The following is a 17,716-nucleotide window of genomic DNA, read 5'->3' on the forward strand; positions in this document are numbered from 1 at the left end:
ATTACCTGTGACTCGGAACGATGGCCGGGTCTGCGGACCTCAAGGCCCGAAAACAAATGGTGACAAGTCCGAGTATTGGGAGGTCGGTTCCACCCAGCCCAGAACGACATCGCGGATCGCCTTAGCACGCGACGGGCCGATAACGGGGGCCGCGAATTCCATGTATTTGGCGATCACCTCATCGCGGCTGATCGGGGCCTCAGGGCCGCCGCGTGCGTGAACGTCTCCGGATTTCAAGGCCCGCCCGTCAGTGGTTGTTATGATGACATCGGCCCAGCGACCCTTGGGGAATCGGGCAGAGTGCTGGTCAGATTCGGCCACACGGATACGCATCATCAATTCCGCCACAGTCGGATCAGACAAACCGCTGCCGGAAATATGCTCCACCCCGATCCGACCATAGATGGCCTGCACCGCCACGGCAAAAGGCAGAGAATACTGGGCCTGAGACGTGGTGTCCGGCATTCCAGCGTAAAGGCAGGCCGCCTGATGGAAACTGTTGATCTGGATGGATTGAATTTGCTCGTAGGACAGGGTGTTGTCCAGCATCACCGCTCGGACAGCATCAATCGCCGCATGTGCCCAACGGCAGATGGGATAGGGCTTTACGTATTGATGCTCGACCTGCCAGAACTGCCCCAGATCAGTCCAATGGACGGCTGCCTGCTCGGCTTCGATTGTGATGGCCGGTGCTCCGGTAAAGCCACGCTCGGCCAGAATGGCAGCGGAAATGCCAACCAGCGCACCCCAACCGGAGCCGTCATGCAACATCGTCGGATTGGCGATCTCGCGCATCATCTGGCTACGGGGACCGTGGTATTCGGCGATTCCCATTGCCTGACGCATCTGTTCGGGCGTGTGCCCCCGCAATCGCGCCGCCATCGCCACCACGCCCAGTGCGTTCCAGGCGCCCGAGGTGTGATAGTCGCTGACCGAGGCATGCAACGACAATCCGGCTCGGCCGGCAATTTCATAGCCGGCGATCACGGCAGCCAATGCTTCAGGCCCTGTCAGATCGGGGCGGGTTTCCATAAGGGCGATCAGTGCTGGCAGAACCACAACCCCGATATGTCCTTTGGTCGGGTTATACCCGTCATGCCCGTCCAGATTGTCGGTCTGGGTCGCGGCGGCATAGGCCGCGCCAGCCACGCTGACCGGGCGACCATCGAACATCATCCGTGCGCTGTGGGCCGGATCGGAACTGGCATAGAGCATCGCCGCCGTGTCGCGCGCGATCACCCCGGCCTCCATCGGGCCCGAGGCGATCAGGATGCCCATAGTGTCCAACATCATCAGCGCCGCTGCCTCTTTGGCGCTGTCCGGCATCTGATCGGCCGGACAAGTCAGGGTAAAATCGGCAACGCGTGCGAAGGTATCGGTCATGAAGCAGACTCCATCACCGGTTGGACGTCGCGCAACCGGTAACCTTTGGGGTCAAAAGGCGGTTCCGAAAGAATTCTGGCCCTGTGCGGCTTGCCAAGAAGGAAGATTTCTACCGTATCGCCCGGTCCCGCCACCCTAAGATCGGCGTATCCGATAGCCAGAGACTTGCTGACCGAGTACCCGTACGCGCCCGAGGTCACGCGACCCACGGGCCTGCCATCGGGGGTAAAGATCGGCTCACCGCCTGAGGCATCGGCCAGATCGGCGTCGACCTCGAAGATCGAAAGAACCTCGCGTGCCGGGTTGTCCTTGATGGCAAGGTAGGCATCTTTGTGCAGGAAGTCCTTGTCCAGCTTGATGAGGCCCGCCAGCCCAACCTCTTGCGGCCAGTATTCCTGCGAATACTCGCGGCTCCAGGACCCATAGCCCTTTTCAATACGCAGAGACCCCAGAGCTCGGCCTCCGACAGGGCCACCATTCAAGTCCTTCGCGACCTCCAAAAGTGCAGAGTAGAGCCTGATTTGGTCGTCTTCAGCACAGTGCAGTTCCCACCCCAAATCACCGGTAAAGCTGACGCGGATGGCCAGACAGGTAACCCCGGCAACTTCGATTGTACGCGACCGCATGAAGCGGAAACCCTCGTTACTCAGGTCCGCATTGGTCAGCCGCTGTAACAGATCGCGCGATTTCGGCCCGGCCACGTTGAAGCCTGCAATGCGGTTAGTGGCGACCTCAAAGGTGGTACCCTCGGGCAGATCGACCATGTTGAAGAACCGCTGATGATACCGCTCGGCCATACCGGAACCGATCATCATGTATTCATCGTCTGCAACTTTAGTGATGGTGAAGTCCCCTGCAACGCCACCACGGACCGAGATCAGCGGAGTCAGGCAGGACCGCCCAACCTCGGTCGGTACCCGGTTGGCGACCAGACGCTCGAGCCAATCGTAAGCCTCCGGCCCCTTGATCACGTAGTTGGCGAAGTTCGAGATATCGATGACGCCCAAATGATCGCGCAGCATCTGCACTTCGCGGCCCACCGGCTCCCACCAGTTCTGGCGGGTGAAGCCGTTGGTATCGGTCACTCCGGGTTGATCAGCGAACCATAACGGGTGTTCCCAGCCGCAGTTCAAGCCAAAGACGCAGCCCATATCTTTTTGCATCTGATAGGCCGGGCGCAGGCGGGCGGGGCGGCCAGCGCTACGTTCTTCGTTGGGGAAGTGGATGGCAAAGCGGTGGGTATAGACATCCTCGACCCGCGCTTTTGTAAATTTCTTGTCGGCCCAGTCGCCGAACCGCGCCAGATCCCAGGCGAACATGTCGTATTGCGGCTCGCCCTCGATCATCCACTGCGCCGACAACAGGCCAAGACCACCGGATTGCGAGAAACCGGGGATAATCCCGGTGCAGCAGAAGTAGTTCTGTAGTTCCGGCACCGGCCCCCACAGCGCGTTGGAATCCGGAGACCAGATCATCGGCCCGTTGATCACCCGCTTGACCCCCGCAGTGGCTGCGACCGGCACACGTTCGGTAGCGCGGATCACATTCTCCATGATGCGGTCCAGATCGTCGGGAAACAGATCATGCGCGAAATCCAGCGGCGTTCCGTTTTCGGCCCAAAACCGCATGTCTTTCTCATACGCACCGATCAGCAGGCCATTGCCTTCCTGTCGGAAGTAGTACTCACCATCCCGGTCGGCGATTGATGGCAGGCGCCGACCAAGGGCGGCCACCTCGTCAATCGCGTCGGTGACGAAATACTGGTGTTCGGTTGGTTGCAGTGGCAGTTCGATGCCAGCCATAGCCGCCACCTCACGCCCCCAAAGGCCAGCTGCATTCACCACCCACTGCGTGCGAATATCGCCTTTTTCGGTGCGCACGATCCATGACCCATCGGGTTGCTGTTCTGTGCCTATTACGGGGCAAAACCGCTCAATCGTGGCACCCATCGCCCGCGCACCGGCGGCATAAGCGTGGGTCACGCCCGAGGGGTCAACGTTGCCACCTTCGGGTTCGAACATGATACAGCGGATATCGTCGAACTGCGCCAGCGGGTGCAGTTCCATCGCTTGTTCACGGCTGATCTCATAGAAATTCAGGCCATAGAACTTCGCCTTGGCCTCTTGCAGGCGCAGCTGGTGTTCGCGGTCCTCGGTCTGCGCCAGATACAGCGAGCCGGGTTGGAACACGCCGCAACCCTGCCCGGTCTGTTCCTCCAGCTCTTTATACAGGTTCATCGTGTAATGCTGGATACGGGTGATGTTGTTGTTGTCGTGCAACCCGTGAATCCCGGCCGCCGCGTGCCAGGTCGAACCCGAGGTCAGCTCATCACGTTCCAGCAGGACCACATCGGTCCAGCCGAGCTTGGCCAGATGGTAGAGGATCGAACAACCAACAAGGCCGCCTCCGATTACAACGGCCTGAGCGTGGATTTTCATGGGCGGACCTCCTGCTTGCGAACTCGGCGCTTGCAGGAAAGTCAGCCACAGGTCAGGGGCGGCTTATGCTCTGTTCCCGACGCCAAATGTCGGGAACAGAGTTTGGATCGCCGGTTTTGATTAGTATGGCGCCTCGACATCGTTCATCGAGACGTAAACCGTCTTCATCTCACTGAAGTGGTTGATCGCCAGTTTCGAGTTTTCACGGCCAACGCCCGACATCTTTGACCCACCGAACGGCGCCTCAACCGGAGCGAGGTTATAGGTGTTGATGTAGCAGGTGCCTGCTTCGAACCCGGCCACGACACGATGAGCGCGCATGACGTCTTTTGTGAACACCCCAGCAGCCAAACCAAATTCGGTGTCATTGGCGCGGGCCATGACCTCTTCTTCAGTGTCGAAATCCAGTACCGACATGACGGGTCCAAAGATCTCTTCGCGCGCGATGGTCATTTCGTCGGTGACGTCGGCGAAAACGGTAGGCTGCATGTAGAAACCATCGCCTTCGATCCGCTCGCCACCATAAACCAGGCGCGCACCCTCGGCTTTACCCTTTTCGATATAGCCCAGCGCGATGTTCATCTGGTTTTCGCTGACCATGGGGCCAAAGTTGACCTCTTCATCCAGCGGGTTGCCGATTTTCGCGGTTGCCAGACGTTCTGACAGACGGGCGAGGAAGGCTTCTTTGATGCCTTTCTGCACGAACACGCGGGTGCCGTTCGAACATACCTGGCCCGAGGAGTAGAAATTGCCCAGAATCGCGCCTGACACGGCGTTTTCGATATCGGCGTCGTCGAACACGATCATCGGGGACTTACCGCCCAATTCCATGGTCACGTGCTTCATGTCCGCAGCAGCGGCTGCATAGACCTTGCGGCCCGTCGGCACCGACCCGGTCAGTGAGACCTTAGCCACGCGTGGGTCGGTCACCAGTGAGGCACCGACATCGCCATAGCCCTGCACGACGTTGTAAACACCTTTGGGCGCACCGGCCTCAATCAGAATTTCGGCCACTTTCAGCGCGGACAAGGGCGTGGTCTCAGAGGGTTTGAAAACCATCGTGTTGCCGCAGGCTAGAGCGGGTGCGCCTTTCCAGCAAGCAATCTGGGTCGGATAGTTCCAGGCGCCAATGCCAACGCAGACACCCAGTGCCTCGCGGATCGTATAGACGAAGTCACCACCGCCCAGCGGGATGTGCTCACCGGTCAGCGAGGCCGCCAAACCGCCGAAATACTCCAGCGCGTCCGCGCCGCTGGTCGCATCGGCCACCAGCGTTTCCTGCAGGGGTTTACCAGTGTCGTGGGTTTCCAAGACCGACAGGTCATAGTTGCGTTCGCGCATGATGTCAGCGGCGCAGCGCAGAACGCGACCACGCTCGGTTCCCGACATGGCCGCCCACTCGGCCTGAGCCAATTTTGCACTGTTTAGAGCCTTATTTACAACCTCGGGCGTTGCGGAATGCAGCCGTGCGATGACCTCGCCGGTGGCCGGGTAGATGACGTCGATCGGGGCGCCGTTGGTGTCTTCGACATATTCGCCATTAATGAAATGGCTGGCCTTGGGCTGAAACTTCATGCCGCGTCCTTTTCTGTACGGATGTCCCTTTGGTGCAAGGGAAATGGGTGCGTTGCAAAGGGATTTAGCTTTTATTGATTTACCAGTCAATAAAAGCAATTTCAGGCGGCTTGTTGCCGAGTCAAAACAGCCAAACCTTGAAATGAAAGGTTAATGTTCTATTTATGTTCTACATAGTCAGAGGATCACCCGATGACCCGGAACATGCGAAATTCCGCCCTAAGCGGCCCATCAAACGACTATCACTTGCTGCCCGTCACAGACCGGCAGATGCGCTATGCCCGCGCCATTGCCGAACAGTCGGCGCTGGACATTCCTGTCGAAGCGCAACGCGACCGGCGGTCGATGTCGGATTGGATTTCTGCCCATAAGCCACACGACCCGTCACCATTTGCAAACTATCCGACCGGCAAACAGGTCGCCTTTGCGGAGCGCATCTCGCGCAGCAAGCGCCGGCCGATCCCGTCCGAGTGCTTTCGCGACAAACAGATGATGTCGCGCTGGATCGATCAGAACAAATAGGCAAGGCGCAGGTTCAATGAGGTTGGTGGTTACGGGAAAAGATGCTGACCGCCGCCGCAACGAACATTCCCAACAGCACATAGCCCATTACGGCCTCGGCCGCCGCAAGCGCGCGACACAACCCGACAGGGGCCATGTCGCCATACCCAACCGTGGTGAAGGTGACGTAAGAGAAATACAGCACGTCCGCCGGCCCTCTGGCACCGATTACACACAGGTCGTAATAACCAAAAGCCCCATAGGCTGCTGCGAACAGGAATGGCACCACCTGTATGAAGGACACGCCCATCAGGAACACCAGGCGACGTGGAGACTTTACCTGCGTCATGTAATACCAGGACTGCGAAACGATCCAGATCACCAAACCGACCGACGTGATCGTTCCGATCGTATCCCCGGCTGCCGCCTCGCTGAGACGGGACAACCCATACCAGGCCATGAAACTGGCCAAGATCAGCCCCAGGGCTGCGACCAGAGTCGATTTCCACTCCGCCAGGGTTGTTGGTTCACGATGCATGACACCTCCGATACCGTGTGCGCGGAAGGATGATCCGCTTTCCGGCGCATGGCTGCAATAGGTTTATCAGTGCGTTAGTCGGTGCCCAGATGCTCCTGCCCGCGTTGCCGCGCCAGCAGAATTTGCTTTTGCCTTTCGCGGAACCGCGTCTTGTCGGCCTCGGAGGTTTCGTTGATGCACTGATGGCAGGAGACGCCGTGTTCATATTCGGGGCGCTTCATGTCCTCGGGCAGGATCGGGCGGCGGCAGCCATGGCACAGGTTGTGTGGCCCCTCGACCAGCCCATGACCCACAGACACGCGGTTATCGAACACGAAACACTCACCTTGCCAGGTACTGTCCTCGGCAGGCATCTCCTCGAGATAGCGGAGGATGCCGCCCTTCAGGTGATAGACATCCTCGACCCCTTGCCCCAGCAGGAAATTGGTCGATTTCTCACAGCGGATACCACCGGTGCAGAACATGGCGACGCGCTTGTTGTGGAAGCGGTCCTTGTTCTCATCCCACCACCCGGGGAAATCGCGAAAACTGGCTGTTTCAGGGTCTATTGCGCCTTCAAACGTGCCTATCGCCACCTCGTAGTCGTTGCGGGTGTCGATCACCACCACATCGTCCGAACGGATCAGATCGTTCCAATCCTCGGGCTCGACGTAATTGCCAACGCGGGCGCGTGGATCGATATCCGGCTGGCCCATGGTCACGATCTCTTTCTTCAGTCGCACCTTCATCTTGCCAAAGGGCGGGTGGTCGGCAGTGGCCTCTTTCCAGTCTAGGTCAGCACAGCCCGGTAACGCACGAATATGCGCCAGCACCGCATCAATCCCGGCGCGCGGACCTGCGATGGTGCCGTTGATCCCCTCTTGCGCCAGCAGCAGAGTGCCTTTGACCGATTGCGCACGGCACTGCTCCAGCAAAGGCTCGCGCAGCGCAGCGGGATCGGCAAAACGGGTAAAGTGATACAGGGCAGCTATCGTATACATGCGCGCGGTCTAAACCTGCTGTCTAAGAGTCGCAAGGGATTGGATTGACGGCCCCTGCACAGCCCCGTACCGATAAAACAACCAAGGAGACCGCGATGACCCATGCCCTGCTTGTAATCGACGTCCAGAACGATTTCTGTCCCGGTGGCACGTTGGCCGTACCCGGCGGGGATGAGATCGTCGCCCCGATCAATGCGATGATGGGAGATTTCGAGGCCGTGATTCTGACCCAGGACTGGCACCCGGCAGGCCATTCTTCCTTCGCCAGCTCACACCCGGGCAAAAACCCCTATGAAATGACCGAGATGCCTTATGGCCCGCAGGTGCTGTGGCCGGATCATTGCGTACAGGGCACACAGGGCGCTGCGTTTCATAGCGATCTGCGCACCGACGGCGATCTGATCATTCGCAAGGGGTTTCGCAGCGCCATCGACAGCTATTCGGCCTTTTTCGAGAACGACCAAACCACGCCGACGGGTCTTGAGGGCTATTTGAAAACACGCGGCATCGGCACACTAACCCTTGTTGGTCTGGCGACGGATTTCTGCGTTCATTTCTCGGCGGTGGATGCCGCGCGGCTTGGGTTTGATGTGACCGTCCGGACAGAGGCCTGCCGAGCCATCGACCTGGATGGGTCGCTGGCTGCGGCGGAAACCGCAATGCGCAACGCCGGTGTAACGCTGACTTAGGGTGCTGCGCCCTCTGACGCCAAATACCTGAGCACCACGATCACAACCACGGCCAGCCCAAGCGCAAACCCAATCCGCCCCTGAACCGAACGTCTTTTGGGTTTGGGTGCTTCGGGTTGTTGCTGGATCGGCGACCTGTCCTGAACTTTTGCTTGGATCTCGTTCCGTGGGCGCGCTGTTTTCACATCGTTCAGGAATTGTAGGAAGTCGAACGCACCGCAATATTCGCCCTTAACACCCACCGCCCTGATATTGGCGAACAGCGCCCGCAGGATACGTTCCCGCTCGGCCGCGTCCTGCGCGCGGAAATACCCGTGTGCAAGATTGCTTTTGGCCGTGTCCAGACCAAACCCGGCTTCTTCGAATATCAGACGAATTTTGGGAGAGGCCTCGCGCAGAGCCTCGGTGACATTGGCATCGCGAAACAAAGCACGCACCGTCCTACTCTCGGGCGTTGCGGACCCTGACTTCGTTTCGTCAGCATCAATCGTTACAATATCAAAGTCGTACTCAAAACCCATACACCGACTTAACCTTGTACTTCCTTCCCCTTCTTCTCACTAAACAATGAAAAGATCACACAATATGCTCAATTTGTGTTCTGACCTTGTCATTGTCTACAATCCGGCGACTCTTGCCAATCCCCACACCTATTGATCTAACAACGGAAATCGCAGGAGTTCCCCCATGGTCGATATTGCGACACGCGTGTACAATCATAAATGGAAGATTGACCCGATTGTCCGGTCTTTAATCGACACTGACTTCTACAAACTGCTGATGTGCCAGTCAGTGTTTCGAAATAAGCCCCAAACGGATGTGGTGTTTTCGCTAATCAACCGGTCGAATCACATTCCGTTGGCAAAGCTGATCGATGAAGGTGAATTGCGTGAACAGCTGGATCACATCCGGTCGCTCAGCCTTAGCCGGGGTGAAAGCACATGGCTGCGGGGCAACACGTTTTATGGCAAACGGCAAATGTTCCGCTCGGATTTCATGGAATGGTTCGAGAACATGCGCTTGCCGCCTTACCACCTTGAGCGCAAGGGCGATCAGTACGAACTGACATTCGAGGGCAAGTGGCACGAGGTCATGTTGTGGGAAATCCCAGCCTTGGCAGTACTGATGGAGCTGCGATCCCGCGCGGTACTCAACGACATGCGCCGATTCGAGCTTCAGGTTCTTTATGCCCGCGCCATGACCCGTGTTTGGGAAAAGATCGAACAGTTGCGCGGCATCGATGGGTTGGGCATCGCTGATTTCGGCACCCGTCGGCGGCATTCCTTCCTGTGGCAGGACTGGTGTGTGCAGGCGATGATCGAAGGGCTGGGTCCGGCGTTTTCAGGCACCTCAAACTGTCTGATCGCCATGCGGCGCGAGGTTGAAGCGATCGGTACCAACGCCCACGAACTGCCCATGGTCTATTCTGCGCTGGCTGAAACCGATGACGCACTGGCGCAGGCCCCTTACGACGTTCTCAGCGATTGGCATGACGAGCATGAGGGCAACCTGCGCATCATCCTGCCCGACACCTATGGCACGCAGGGTTTTCTGGACCGAGCCCCGGATTGGTTGGCGGGCTGGACCGGTATCCGTGTCGACAGCGGGGATCCGGCGGCGGGTGCAGAACGTGCCATCAACTGGTGGAAATCGCGCGGCGAAGACCCAATGCAAAAACGGGTGATCTTTTCCGATGGGCTGGACGTGGACAAAATCCGCGAGCTGCATGAGCGTTTCGCTCACCGCACCAAGGTTTCCTTCGGTTGGGGCACCTTGTTGACCAATGACTTCCGCGGATTGGTGCCGGATGACGCGCTGGCGCCGTTCTCACTGGTCTGCAAGGCGGTGTCGGCCAATGGCCGCCCGACGGTTAAACTGTCGGACAACCCGGAAAAGGCAATGGGGCCGCAAGGCGAGATCGAACGCTACAAGCGCGTGTTCGGTGTTGGTGCGCAGGAATCGATTGAGGTGATTGTTTAGACCCTAACCATGATGTGCTGCCACGGTTTTCAGCTGTGAGAAGCCGTAAAGGGCCTCGAACCCCTTTTCACGGCCATGCCCGGATTTACCGACCCCACCGAAAGGCAGCTCTACTCCGCCTCCCGCGCCGTAATTGTTGATGAACACCTGACCCGAGCGCAGCTGTTTTGCCAGCCGCATCTGCCGCGCGCCATCGCGGGTCCAGATACTGGCGACCAATCCGTAATCGGTGCTGTTGGCGATCTGGACGGCCTCTTCCTCGGTATCGAAGGGGATCAAAACCTGAACTGGGCCGAAAATCTCGTCTCGTGCCAGCGCGTGATCCGGGGGGACATCGGCAAACAAAGTGGGCCGGACATAGGCGCCCTGTTCTGGGGCATGATCAACGATCCGCCCCTGCCCCGCAGTGCTCAGATCGGTCCCCTTGGCGAGAAACCCGGTCACGATTTCCTTCTGCCGGGCCGAGATCAGGGGACCAACCCGCAGGTCCTCTGCTGCCGGACCAACGGTCAGATCGGCGTAAGCCGTCGCCATGCGAGATTTGACCTGCTCATACACTCCACGCTGCACCAGAATGCGGGACGAGGCGGAACAGGTTTGCCCTGCGTTCTGAATGCCCGCGTTCACCAGAAACGGCAGCGCGGCGTCCAGATCGGCATCGTCGAACACCAGTTGCGGGGATTTTCCACCCAGTTCCAGCGTCACTGGCACCACATTGCGGCCCGCCGCCTGCTGTACCAGCGCACCGGTGGCGACCGAGCCGGTGAACGAGATATGGTCGACGCCCGGATGCCCTGACAGCGCCGCCCCGGCCTCGGCCCCAAGTCCAGGCACGACGTTCAGCGCACCCGCAGGTAAGCCGGCCTCCTGCGCCAGATGAGCGAAGGCCAGCGCGGTCAGACAGGCCTCTTCCGCGGGTTTCAGCACGCAGGCATTGCCCATCGCAAGCGCCGCCCCGACTGAGCGGCCGATGATCTGCATCGGGTAATTCCACGGCACGATATGGCCCGTCACCCCATGTGGCTCGCGCAGCGTATAGACGGTGTAGCCGTCCAGATAGGGGATGGTCTCGCCCATCACCTTGTCGGCGGCCCCACCGTAGAACTCGCAATACCGCGCCAAAGCCACTGCATCTGCCCGCGCCTGGGTCAGCGGCTTGCCCACATCCATTGCTTCGATCTGCGCCAGATCATCCACCCTTTCCAGAACCAATCGGCCCAGCCGAGCCAGAATACGTCCCCGCTCCAGAGCTGTTTTTCGCCCCCAGTCGCCGTCCAACGCGGCCTGAGCGGCCTGTACGGCGGCATCGATATCTGCTGCATCTCCGCGTGCAATCCGGCAAATCTCGGACCCGTCTGACGGGTTGATCAGTGGAATATCCGCCTGAGAGGTGGGGCTGACCCATTTGCCACCGATCAGACACAGGCTGGAATTGAACCAGAGGGGGTTGGACATTTGGGTCTCCTTTCAGGCTCTAATAAGGGAGTTTATGCAACGTGTTTGCCGATATCCGGCAAGACTGGTGCGGCTTCGATCAGGGTATGGGTGTAAGAGTGCTGTGGATTGGCAAAGACCTGTTCGGTTTCTCCCTGTTCAACGATCCGGCCCGCCTGCATCACCATCACACGGTCGGTGATTGTGCGCACCACGCTCAGGTCATGACTGATGAATAGATAGGTCAGGTCATAGGTTTCACAAAGCTCGGCCAACAGGTCCAATATCTGCGCCCGGACCGAGACGTCCAGCGCCGAGACGGCCTCATCGAAGAGGATCAGTTCCGGGCGGATGATCAGCGCACGCGCAATCGCGATGCGCTGCCGTTGTCCGCCAGAGAATTCATGGATGTATTTTCCTGCGTCATCGGGGCTCAGGCCCACGGCTGTCAGCATTTCGGCAATCCGGTCCTGACGCTCGGTCCCGGTGGGCGGCGCTTCCAATAGGTGAAAGGGTTCGGTGATCAGACGGGCCACGCGGTGGCGCGGGTTGAAGCTGCCATAGGGGTCCTGAAACACCACCTGCATCTTGCGGCGTACCATCGGGTTAGGCTTGTGGCCCGAGAAAACCGGTTGACCGTCAAGGCGGATTTCACCGCTCTGAACTTCTTCTAGCCCTAATATTGCCCGTGTTAGGGTCGATTTTCCGCATCCGGACTCACCTACCAACCCCAGACGTTCCCCCTTGTTAAGGGTAAAGCTGACCCCGTCCACAGCACGATGATGCCCCGGTGTGCCGAACAGCCCCTTGCGGGGCAGACGGTAGTCGCGTGTGACTTGTGTCACCTCAAGCAGGGGCCGAGGATCAGTGACCTTGGGCAGCGAAACCTGATGGCCCGAGGCTTCGAACAGCATCTGTGTATAGGGGTGCTGCATGTTCTGCAGCAGGTGGGCGGTTGCGCCGCTTTCGACCACCTCTCCGCGCCGCATCACCACGATCTGGTCGGCCATGCCCGCCACCACAGCCAGATCATGTGTGATCATCAGCAACCCCATGCCGTATTCGCGCACCAACCCTTTGAGCAGGTCGAGGATCTGCGCCTGCGTGGTCACGTCCAGTGCAGTTGTCGGCTCATCTGCGATCAGCAGCTTGGGGCGCAGGGCGATGGCCATGGCGATCACCACACGCTGGCGCTGACCTCCGGACAGCTCATGCGGGTAGCGCGAAAGGGGAAAGCGGTCTGGCGGCAGGCCAACGCGGGTCAGAACCTCTTGCGCACGCTCAAGGGCTTGCGGGCGTGACATAGCCTTGTGGATCAGGATCGTCTCCATCACCTGATCGCCAATGGTTTTGACCGGGTTTAGGGCGGTCATCGGTTCCTGAAAAACCATGCCGATGGCGGCACCGCGTAGGGCACACATCTCAGCTTCGGGGCGGTTCAACAGTTCCAGGCCTTCCAGTTGGACCGTACCCTGCGCCTGCGCGCCGTTCGGCAGCAACTGAATCACGGCCAGCGCGGTCATCGACTTGCCCGAGCCGCTCTCTCCGGTCACAGCCACGATCTGACCGGGATCGATGGACAGACTGATCTGTTTCAGGATGTCAGTGCCATGAATTGACAGCGATAGATTTTCGATCTGCAGCAAACTCATGCCCGTGCCACCCGTATCCGTGGGTCCAGCCAGTCCCGCAACCCGTCGCCCAGAAGGTTCAACCCCAGCACAGTTACAATGATCGCCAGCCCCGGAATCAGAGCCAAATGCGGGGCAAAACTGACCATTGTCTGCGCATCGGCCAGCATCCGACCCCAGCTGGGCGTGGGCGGTTGCGCGCCAAGACCGACATAGGACAACCCTGCCTCGGCCAGTATCCCCAGCGAAAACTGAATGGTCCCCTGCACGATCAGCAGATTCGCCACATTGGGCAGGATATGCTCGGCCGATATCCGCGCTGCCCCTTTGCCCGAGACGCGGGCGGCAAGGATGAACTCTCGTTCCCACAGCGACAGCGCCGCGCCGCGGGTGATGCGGGCAAAGACAGGGATGTTGAAGATGCCGATGGCGATGATGGCATTGATGGCGCCGGCCCCGAACACGGCGGTGATCAGGATGGCGATGACCAGCGAGGGGAAGGCAAAAACCAGATCATTGCCGCGCATGATGACCTCATCCAGCCACGATCCCTTGCGCGCCGCTGCGGCCAGGCCCAAAGGCACGCCCAGCGCCACGCCTATGCCAACGGCAACCAAAGCCACCGCAATCGACGTTCGCGCACCCACCATGATCATCGAGAACATGTCGCGGCCGAAATGATCCGTGCCAAACCAATGTTGCGCGTTGGGTGGCTGCAATTTGTTCGGGATATCCAGCGACGCATAGTCGTAGGGCGTCCAGACAAAGGACACCAGGGCCGCCAGCAGAACCAGCGAGGATAGCACCGCGCCAAGGATCAGATTGCGGTTCATGTCCTGCTCCTCAGGCGGGGGTCAACGGCAGCATAGGCCAGATCGACTAGGAAATTCACCGTGATGACGGCGAAGACCAACAGCATGACGACAGATTCAACCACGATCAGGTCACGGGCGGAAATGGCCTGAAACACCAACCGTCCGAGGCCCGGCAGGTAGAACACCTGTTCGATGATGATCGAGCCCGCCAGCAGAAAGGAAAACTGCAGCCCGATGATGGTCAGCACCGGAATCAGAGCGTTACGCACCCCGTGCCGCCAAAGCGCCTGACGACGCGACAGACCCTTGGCGCGGGCGGTGCGCATGAAATCCTCACCCAGAATATCCAGCAGTGAGGACCGCATAACCCGTGCCAGAATCGCCGCCTGCGGCAGGGCCAGCGCAATGGCGGGCAAGGTCAGGGAATGCAGACCGGTCCAGATGCCCTGATCCCAGCCGACAAACCCGCCCGCATTAAACCAGCGCAGATTGATGGCAAAAATCAGCACCAGCATCATCGCAAACCAGAAATTCGGCACCGCGATGCCCAGCTGCGTCGCCCCCATCACCGTCAGATCCCCCGGCTTGCCGCGACGTGCGGCGGCGTAAATTCCGGCGGGAAAGGCGATCAAGGTGGACAATGTCAGCGCATACAAAGCCAACGGCAGGGACACCCACAGCCGGTCCGCGATCATCTGCGAAACCGGCGTGCGATAGGTGTAGGAGGTGCCAAAATCCCCCACCAGCATGCCACCGACCCAGTTGAAATACCGCTGCACCTTCGAGACATCCAACCCAAGCTCGGCCCGCAACGCGGCCAGGGTGTCTTCTTGCGCGTTCACGCCTAGCATGAACGAGGCCGGATCACCCGGCGCAACCTCGATCACGGCGAAGATGACCACCGAGGCGACGGCCAGGCTGATCAGCAGTGATATCAGACGTTTGAGGGCATAGCGCAGCATCCAGGCCACGTTAGGCACACTATCCGCGCGGGTCCAGCGCCTAGGGCACCAGAAGATAGATGAAAATCGCGTAGGCGACGATGGCGGCGTAGCCAAGCGGGTAAATCCACTTGATCGCGTAATTGTCCAGCTTTCTGGCCCCGTCCTCTCGCCCGGACACTTTCAGTTTGCGCAAGGCGACGTTGAACACGATCAATGCCCCGGTCATCAAGAACATGCATTGCAGAATAAAGTCCAGAAAGGTCAGATAACCCAGCTTGGGCAGATCGGCAGAGATTGCCCAATTGAAGGCCACGAAGACCAGTAGATTGCCCCCCGCGATCTCAATCCGGCGGCGGTATTCGTCAAGGAAGAACAGCGCCCAGCCAACAGTGATCAGAACCAGCATCGGCAAGAACACCCGGATCACATAATAGGTCAGGTGCCGCTTGCCCTCGAAGGCCAGCGCGACCTGATCACTGTCCCGACCGGACAGGCCGATCACCGTCGAGCGCTCGACCCGGGGGTTGTCCAGAATCCACTCTTCCTCGCCCAGCAGATCGCCAAGGCCCGAGTATTCCTCGAGCGGGTAATAGGACACATATTCGGACGGAAAGACCGAGACGACCTCGAAAAAGAAGTCCTGCGTGTCGAACGGATATTTACGGAAATCGAAATGCGGGGCCTGCAAAGTCAGCGAGGATTTCTCGACATAGACCACATGGCCGTCATGGCGCAGCGAGGCGGCGGATTCGTGAATCCATTTGTTGGTCTGCTGATTGTGAATGACGAACGCGGGCACAACCGCACCCAGTGCCCGCGCATGATCGGCCAGATCCGGAGGGTTAAAGACTTGAATCTCGCGCCCGACCTCATCGCGATCAAAGGCCAGCGCCGGGTCGGTCCATTCGACCCGCAGAACAACAACCGCGCCATAGTTTTCGGCCTTTTGATCGACGCTGGTGACCTGATCGATGCGGATGCCGATCCCTACCTGAAGCGGGTTTTCAGGAGTCCCGACCAGCGGCCCCAACCCACCTTCCAGCCCGTTTTGCGCTTGCGCTTTCCCACCAGCGGCAAAGAAGCAGGCAACAAAAAGACAAAGGATGCGGATCAGGTTCATAGTCAGGCTTACTCGGAAACAGAAAACCGGGGCCGGTTACAGCCCCGGAAAAGGTTACTCGGACCAGCTGATCTGGGTCAGATCAATCGCGGCGGTCGGTGCGTTTTCCCACAGACCCTGCACACCTGCCTTCGCAACCCCCAGCTTTGCCAGTTGGAACAGGTAGCCGTTGACATAATCAGTTGCGATCAGCCGCTGCATGTCACCCAGCAGTTTTTTGCGCTCTTCCGGGTCGGTGGTGGCGTTCAACGTCTCCATCAATGTTTGGGCGTCCAGACTGTCATACTGGAAATAGTAGTCCGGGCGCGCATAGATGCCGATATCCATCGGTTCGGTGTGGCTGATCACGGTCAGGCCGTAATCCTTGCCCTTGAAAACCGATTCCAGCCATTGCGCCCATTCCACGTTGATGATCTCGGCGGTGATGCCGACCTCGGCCAGTTGCGCAGCGATGATCTCGCCCCCGCGGCGGGCATAAGACGGCGGCGGCAGATGCAGCGTGGTCTCGAACCCATCTTCATACCCGGCATCGGCCAGCAGCTTGGCCGCCTTCTCCGGATCATAGGCCGAAGTACCGGTCAGATCGACATAGGCCGGGTTGTGTGGTGCGAAATGGGTGCCGATGGGCGTGCCATAACCAAACATCGCCCCGTCGATAATCGCCTGCCGGTCGATGGCATGAGCCAGCGCCTCCCGCACCCGAACATCATCAAACGGAGGCTTCTTATTGTTGGTGGACAGGATCGTTTCCCCCTCGGTCGAGCCCACCAGAACTTGAAAGCGCGGATCGGCCTCGAACTGCGGCAGGTTTTCCGGCGCGGGGAAGTTGTCGAACACATCCACGTCCTCAGCCATCATGGCAGCAAACGCAGCGGTTGGGTCCGAGATGAATTTGAACGTGGCAGTCTCTAACGCGGGCTGTTCGCCCCAATAGTTGGGGTTCCGGATCAGCGTGATGCTGTCGCCCTGCACCCAGTTGCCAAAGGTATAGGCCCCAGTGCCCACGGGATTGGTAGTGATATTCTCAATGCTGTCGGGCGACACGATCACCGCATCCCCCCAGGCCATGTTGAACAGGAAATTGCCGTTCGGCTCGGACAGGGTCACCTTGACGGTCAGAGGGTCGATCACCTCAACGCTTTCGATACCGGCAAACAGCGCCTTTTGCGCGTTTGCACTGTCTTCGGCGCTAGCGCGGTCAAGGCTGAACTTGACGTCTTCCGCATCCATCGCGGTGCCGTCATGGAAGGTCACACCATCGCGCAACTTGAACGTATAGACGGTACCATCTTCTGAAATCTCCCAGCTTTCGGCCAGCCCGGGCACGACCGAGCCATCCCCCATGAACCGAGTCAGTCCTTCGAAAATGTTGGTGTAGACCACCGAGTCAATCGCTTGCGCTGCCGCGCTTGTCGGGTCCAGATGCGGCGGTTCCAGCTGCATCGCGATGGTGATATCGGATTTGGCCAACGCCCCGGTGGCAAAGACACTGACCCCAAGCGCCAGCGCCGAAGCAAAGGATTTCAACATTTGATTTGTCATAAAAATCTCCCACCGGTTTTATGGCTGAACCCGCTGTTTTGCGGGCTATTCTGGGGTTAATGTCCCTTTAAACCTCGGGTCAATCAAGGAAATGTTCGCGCAACCGGGGTTTCTATAACCTTGCTCAATCTGCTATGCCGCGCTGC

At 59.1% G+C, this 17,716-nt stretch carries 15 protein-coding genes; 3 read left to right on the forward strand and 12 right to left on the reverse strand.

What is annotated here, in order from left to right; genetic code table 11:
- Positions 1-39 precede the first annotated feature (39 nt).
- The 3 genes from ACXAGD_RS15980 to betB all read right to left on the reverse strand — a co-directional run bounded on the left by ACXAGD_RS15980 (position 40) and on the right by betB (position 5,396).
- Positions 40-1,383, reverse strand: coding sequence for an MmgE/PrpD family protein (locus ACXAGD_RS15980; protein WP_475211888.1), 1,344 nt, complete (start codon positions 1,381-1,383; stop codon positions 40-42).
- On the reverse strand, positions 1,380-3,821 hold the full coding sequence (locus tag ACXAGD_RS15985) for a GcvT family protein (protein WP_475211889.1): 2,442 nt from the start codon (positions 3,819-3,821) through the stop codon (positions 1,380-1,382). Before ACXAGD_RS15985 ends, ACXAGD_RS15980 begins: the two co-directional genes overlap by 4 nt.
- 120 nt (positions 3,822-3,941) lie before the next feature.
- Entirely contained in the window at positions 3,942-5,396 is a 1,455-nt protein-coding gene (gene betB, locus ACXAGD_RS15990) for a betaine-aldehyde dehydrogenase (protein ID WP_475211890.1), read from the reverse strand.
- A gap of 192 nt (positions 5,397-5,588) precedes the next feature.
- Here betB and ACXAGD_RS15995 point away from each other — a divergent pair, with 192 nt between their 5' ends.
- Positions 5,589-5,918 (forward strand): hypothetical protein, encoded by a 330-nt coding sequence (locus ACXAGD_RS15995; protein ID WP_170329695.1) that lies wholly within the window; start codon positions 5,589-5,591, stop codon positions 5,916-5,918.
- A 13-nt stretch (positions 5,919-5,931) separates the two neighbouring features.
- On the opposite strand, the gene ACXAGD_RS16000 is transcribed toward ACXAGD_RS15995, so the two are convergent.
- Positions 5,932-6,435 (reverse strand): potassium channel family protein, encoded by a 504-nt coding sequence (locus ACXAGD_RS16000; RefSeq protein ID WP_475211891.1) that lies wholly within the window; start codon positions 6,433-6,435, stop codon positions 5,932-5,934.
- A 74-nt stretch (positions 6,436-6,509) separates the two neighbouring features.
- Positions 6,510-7,415: an oxygen-dependent tRNA uridine(34) hydroxylase TrhO gene (gene trhO, locus ACXAGD_RS16005; protein WP_475211892.1), complete on the reverse strand. Its 906-nt coding sequence runs from the start codon at positions 7,413-7,415 to the stop codon at positions 6,510-6,512.
- Positions 7,416-7,510: 95 nt separating this feature from the next.
- Between trhO and pncA the strand changes: the two genes are divergently transcribed.
- Positions 7,511-8,104 carry a bifunctional nicotinamidase/pyrazinamidase gene (pncA, locus tag ACXAGD_RS16010; RefSeq protein ID WP_475211893.1) on the forward strand — a complete coding sequence of 198 codons (594 nt, stop codon included), beginning with the start codon at positions 7,511-7,513 and terminating at the stop codon, positions 8,102-8,104.
- Here pncA and ACXAGD_RS16015 read toward each other — a convergent pair.
- A complete protein-coding gene (locus ACXAGD_RS16015) occupies positions 8,101-8,541 on the reverse strand; it encodes a hypothetical protein (protein ID WP_475211894.1) in 441 nt (146 codons plus the stop codon). The genes pncA and ACXAGD_RS16015 overlap by 4 nt on opposite strands.
- Positions 8,542-8,791: 250 nt before the next feature.
- Between ACXAGD_RS16015 and pncB the strand changes: the two genes are divergently transcribed.
- Positions 8,792-10,084, forward strand: a complete 1,293-nt coding sequence (gene pncB / locus ACXAGD_RS16020; protein WP_475211895.1) for a nicotinate phosphoribosyltransferase — start codon at positions 8,792-8,794, stop codon at positions 10,082-10,084.
- 3 nt (positions 10,085-10,087) lie between these two features.
- Here pncB and ACXAGD_RS16025 read toward each other — a convergent pair whose 3' ends face one another.
- The 6 genes from ACXAGD_RS16025 to ACXAGD_RS16050 are packed head-to-tail and all read right to left on the reverse strand — an operon-like array spanning position 10,088 to position 17,570.
- A complete protein-coding gene (locus tag ACXAGD_RS16025; protein ID WP_475211896.1) occupies positions 10,088-11,539 on the reverse strand; it encodes an aldehyde dehydrogenase family protein in 1,452 nt (483 codons plus the stop codon).
- 32 nt (positions 11,540-11,571) lie between these two features.
- On the reverse strand, positions 11,572-13,170 hold the full coding sequence (locus ACXAGD_RS16030) for an ABC transporter ATP-binding protein (RefSeq protein WP_475211897.1): 1,599 nt from the start codon (positions 13,168-13,170) through the stop codon (positions 11,572-11,574).
- Positions 13,167-13,982 (reverse strand): ABC transporter permease, encoded by an 816-nt coding sequence (locus ACXAGD_RS16035; RefSeq protein ID WP_475211898.1) that lies wholly within the window; start codon positions 13,980-13,982, stop codon positions 13,167-13,169. Before ACXAGD_RS16035 ends, ACXAGD_RS16030 begins: the two co-directional genes overlap by 4 nt.
- Entirely contained in the window at positions 13,979-14,926 is a 948-nt protein-coding gene (locus ACXAGD_RS16040) for an ABC transporter permease (RefSeq protein WP_475211899.1), read from the reverse strand. Before ACXAGD_RS16040 ends, ACXAGD_RS16035 begins: the two co-directional genes overlap by 4 nt.
- Positions 14,927-14,966: 40 nt before the next feature.
- On the reverse strand, positions 14,967-16,028 hold the full coding sequence (locus ACXAGD_RS16045; RefSeq protein ID WP_475211900.1) for a ligand-gated ion channel: 1,062 nt from the start codon (positions 16,026-16,028) through the stop codon (positions 14,967-14,969).
- A 54-nt stretch (positions 16,029-16,082) separates the two neighbouring features.
- Complete coding sequence (locus ACXAGD_RS16050; RefSeq protein WP_475211901.1) at positions 16,083-17,570, reverse strand: ABC transporter substrate-binding protein; 1,488 nt, start codon at positions 17,568-17,570, stop codon at positions 16,083-16,085.
- Between the last annotated feature and the right edge of the window lie 146 nt (positions 17,571-17,716).

The organism is Ruegeria sp. ABF4_144, from assembly GCF_056160045.1.

Coding starts and splice junctions, on each gene's coding strand:
- ACXAGD_RS16045 (WP_475211900.1), bottom strand. CDS start 16,028: ATGAACCTGATCCGCATCCTTTGTCTTTTTGTTGCCTGCTTCTTTGCC.
- ACXAGD_RS16050 (WP_475211901.1), bottom strand. CDS start 17,570: ATGACAAATCAAATGTTGAAATCCTTTGCTTCGGCGCTGGCGCTTGGG.
- ACXAGD_RS15985 (WP_475211889.1), bottom strand. CDS start 3,821: ATGAAAATCCACGCTCAGGCCGTTGTAATCGGAGGCGGCCTTGTTGGT.
- pncB (WP_475211895.1), top strand. CDS start 8,792: ATGGTCGATATTGCGACACGCGTGTACAATCATAAATGGAAGATTGAC.
- ACXAGD_RS16040 (WP_475211899.1), bottom strand. CDS start 14,926: ATGCTGCGCTATGCCCTCAAACGTCTGATATCACTGCTGATCAGCCTG.
- ACXAGD_RS16000 (WP_475211891.1), bottom strand. CDS start 6,435: ATGCATCGTGAACCAACAACCCTGGCGGAGTGGAAATCGACTCTGGTC.
- ACXAGD_RS16035 (WP_475211898.1), bottom strand. CDS start 13,982: ATGAACCGCAATCTGATCCTTGGCGCGGTGCTATCCTCGCTGGTTCTG.
- pncA (WP_475211893.1), top strand. CDS start 7,511: ATGACCCATGCCCTGCTTGTAATCGACGTCCAGAACGATTTCTGTCCC.
- ACXAGD_RS16030 (WP_475211897.1), bottom strand. CDS start 13,170: ATGAGTTTGCTGCAGATCGAAAATCTATCGCTGTCAATTCATGGCACT.
- trhO (WP_475211892.1), bottom strand. CDS start 7,415: ATGTATACGATAGCTGCCCTGTATCACTTTACCCGTTTTGCCGATCCC.
- ACXAGD_RS16025 (WP_475211896.1), bottom strand. CDS start 11,539: ATGTCCAACCCCCTCTGGTTCAATTCCAGCCTGTGTCTGATCGGTGGC.
- ACXAGD_RS15995 (WP_170329695.1), top strand. CDS start 5,589: ATGACCCGGAACATGCGAAATTCCGCCCTAAGCGGCCCATCAAACGAC.
- betB (WP_475211890.1), bottom strand. CDS start 5,396: ATGAAGTTTCAGCCCAAGGCCAGCCATTTCATTAATGGCGAATATGTC.
- ACXAGD_RS15980 (WP_475211888.1), bottom strand. CDS start 1,383: ATGACCGATACCTTCGCACGCGTTGCCGATTTTACCCTGACTTGTCCG.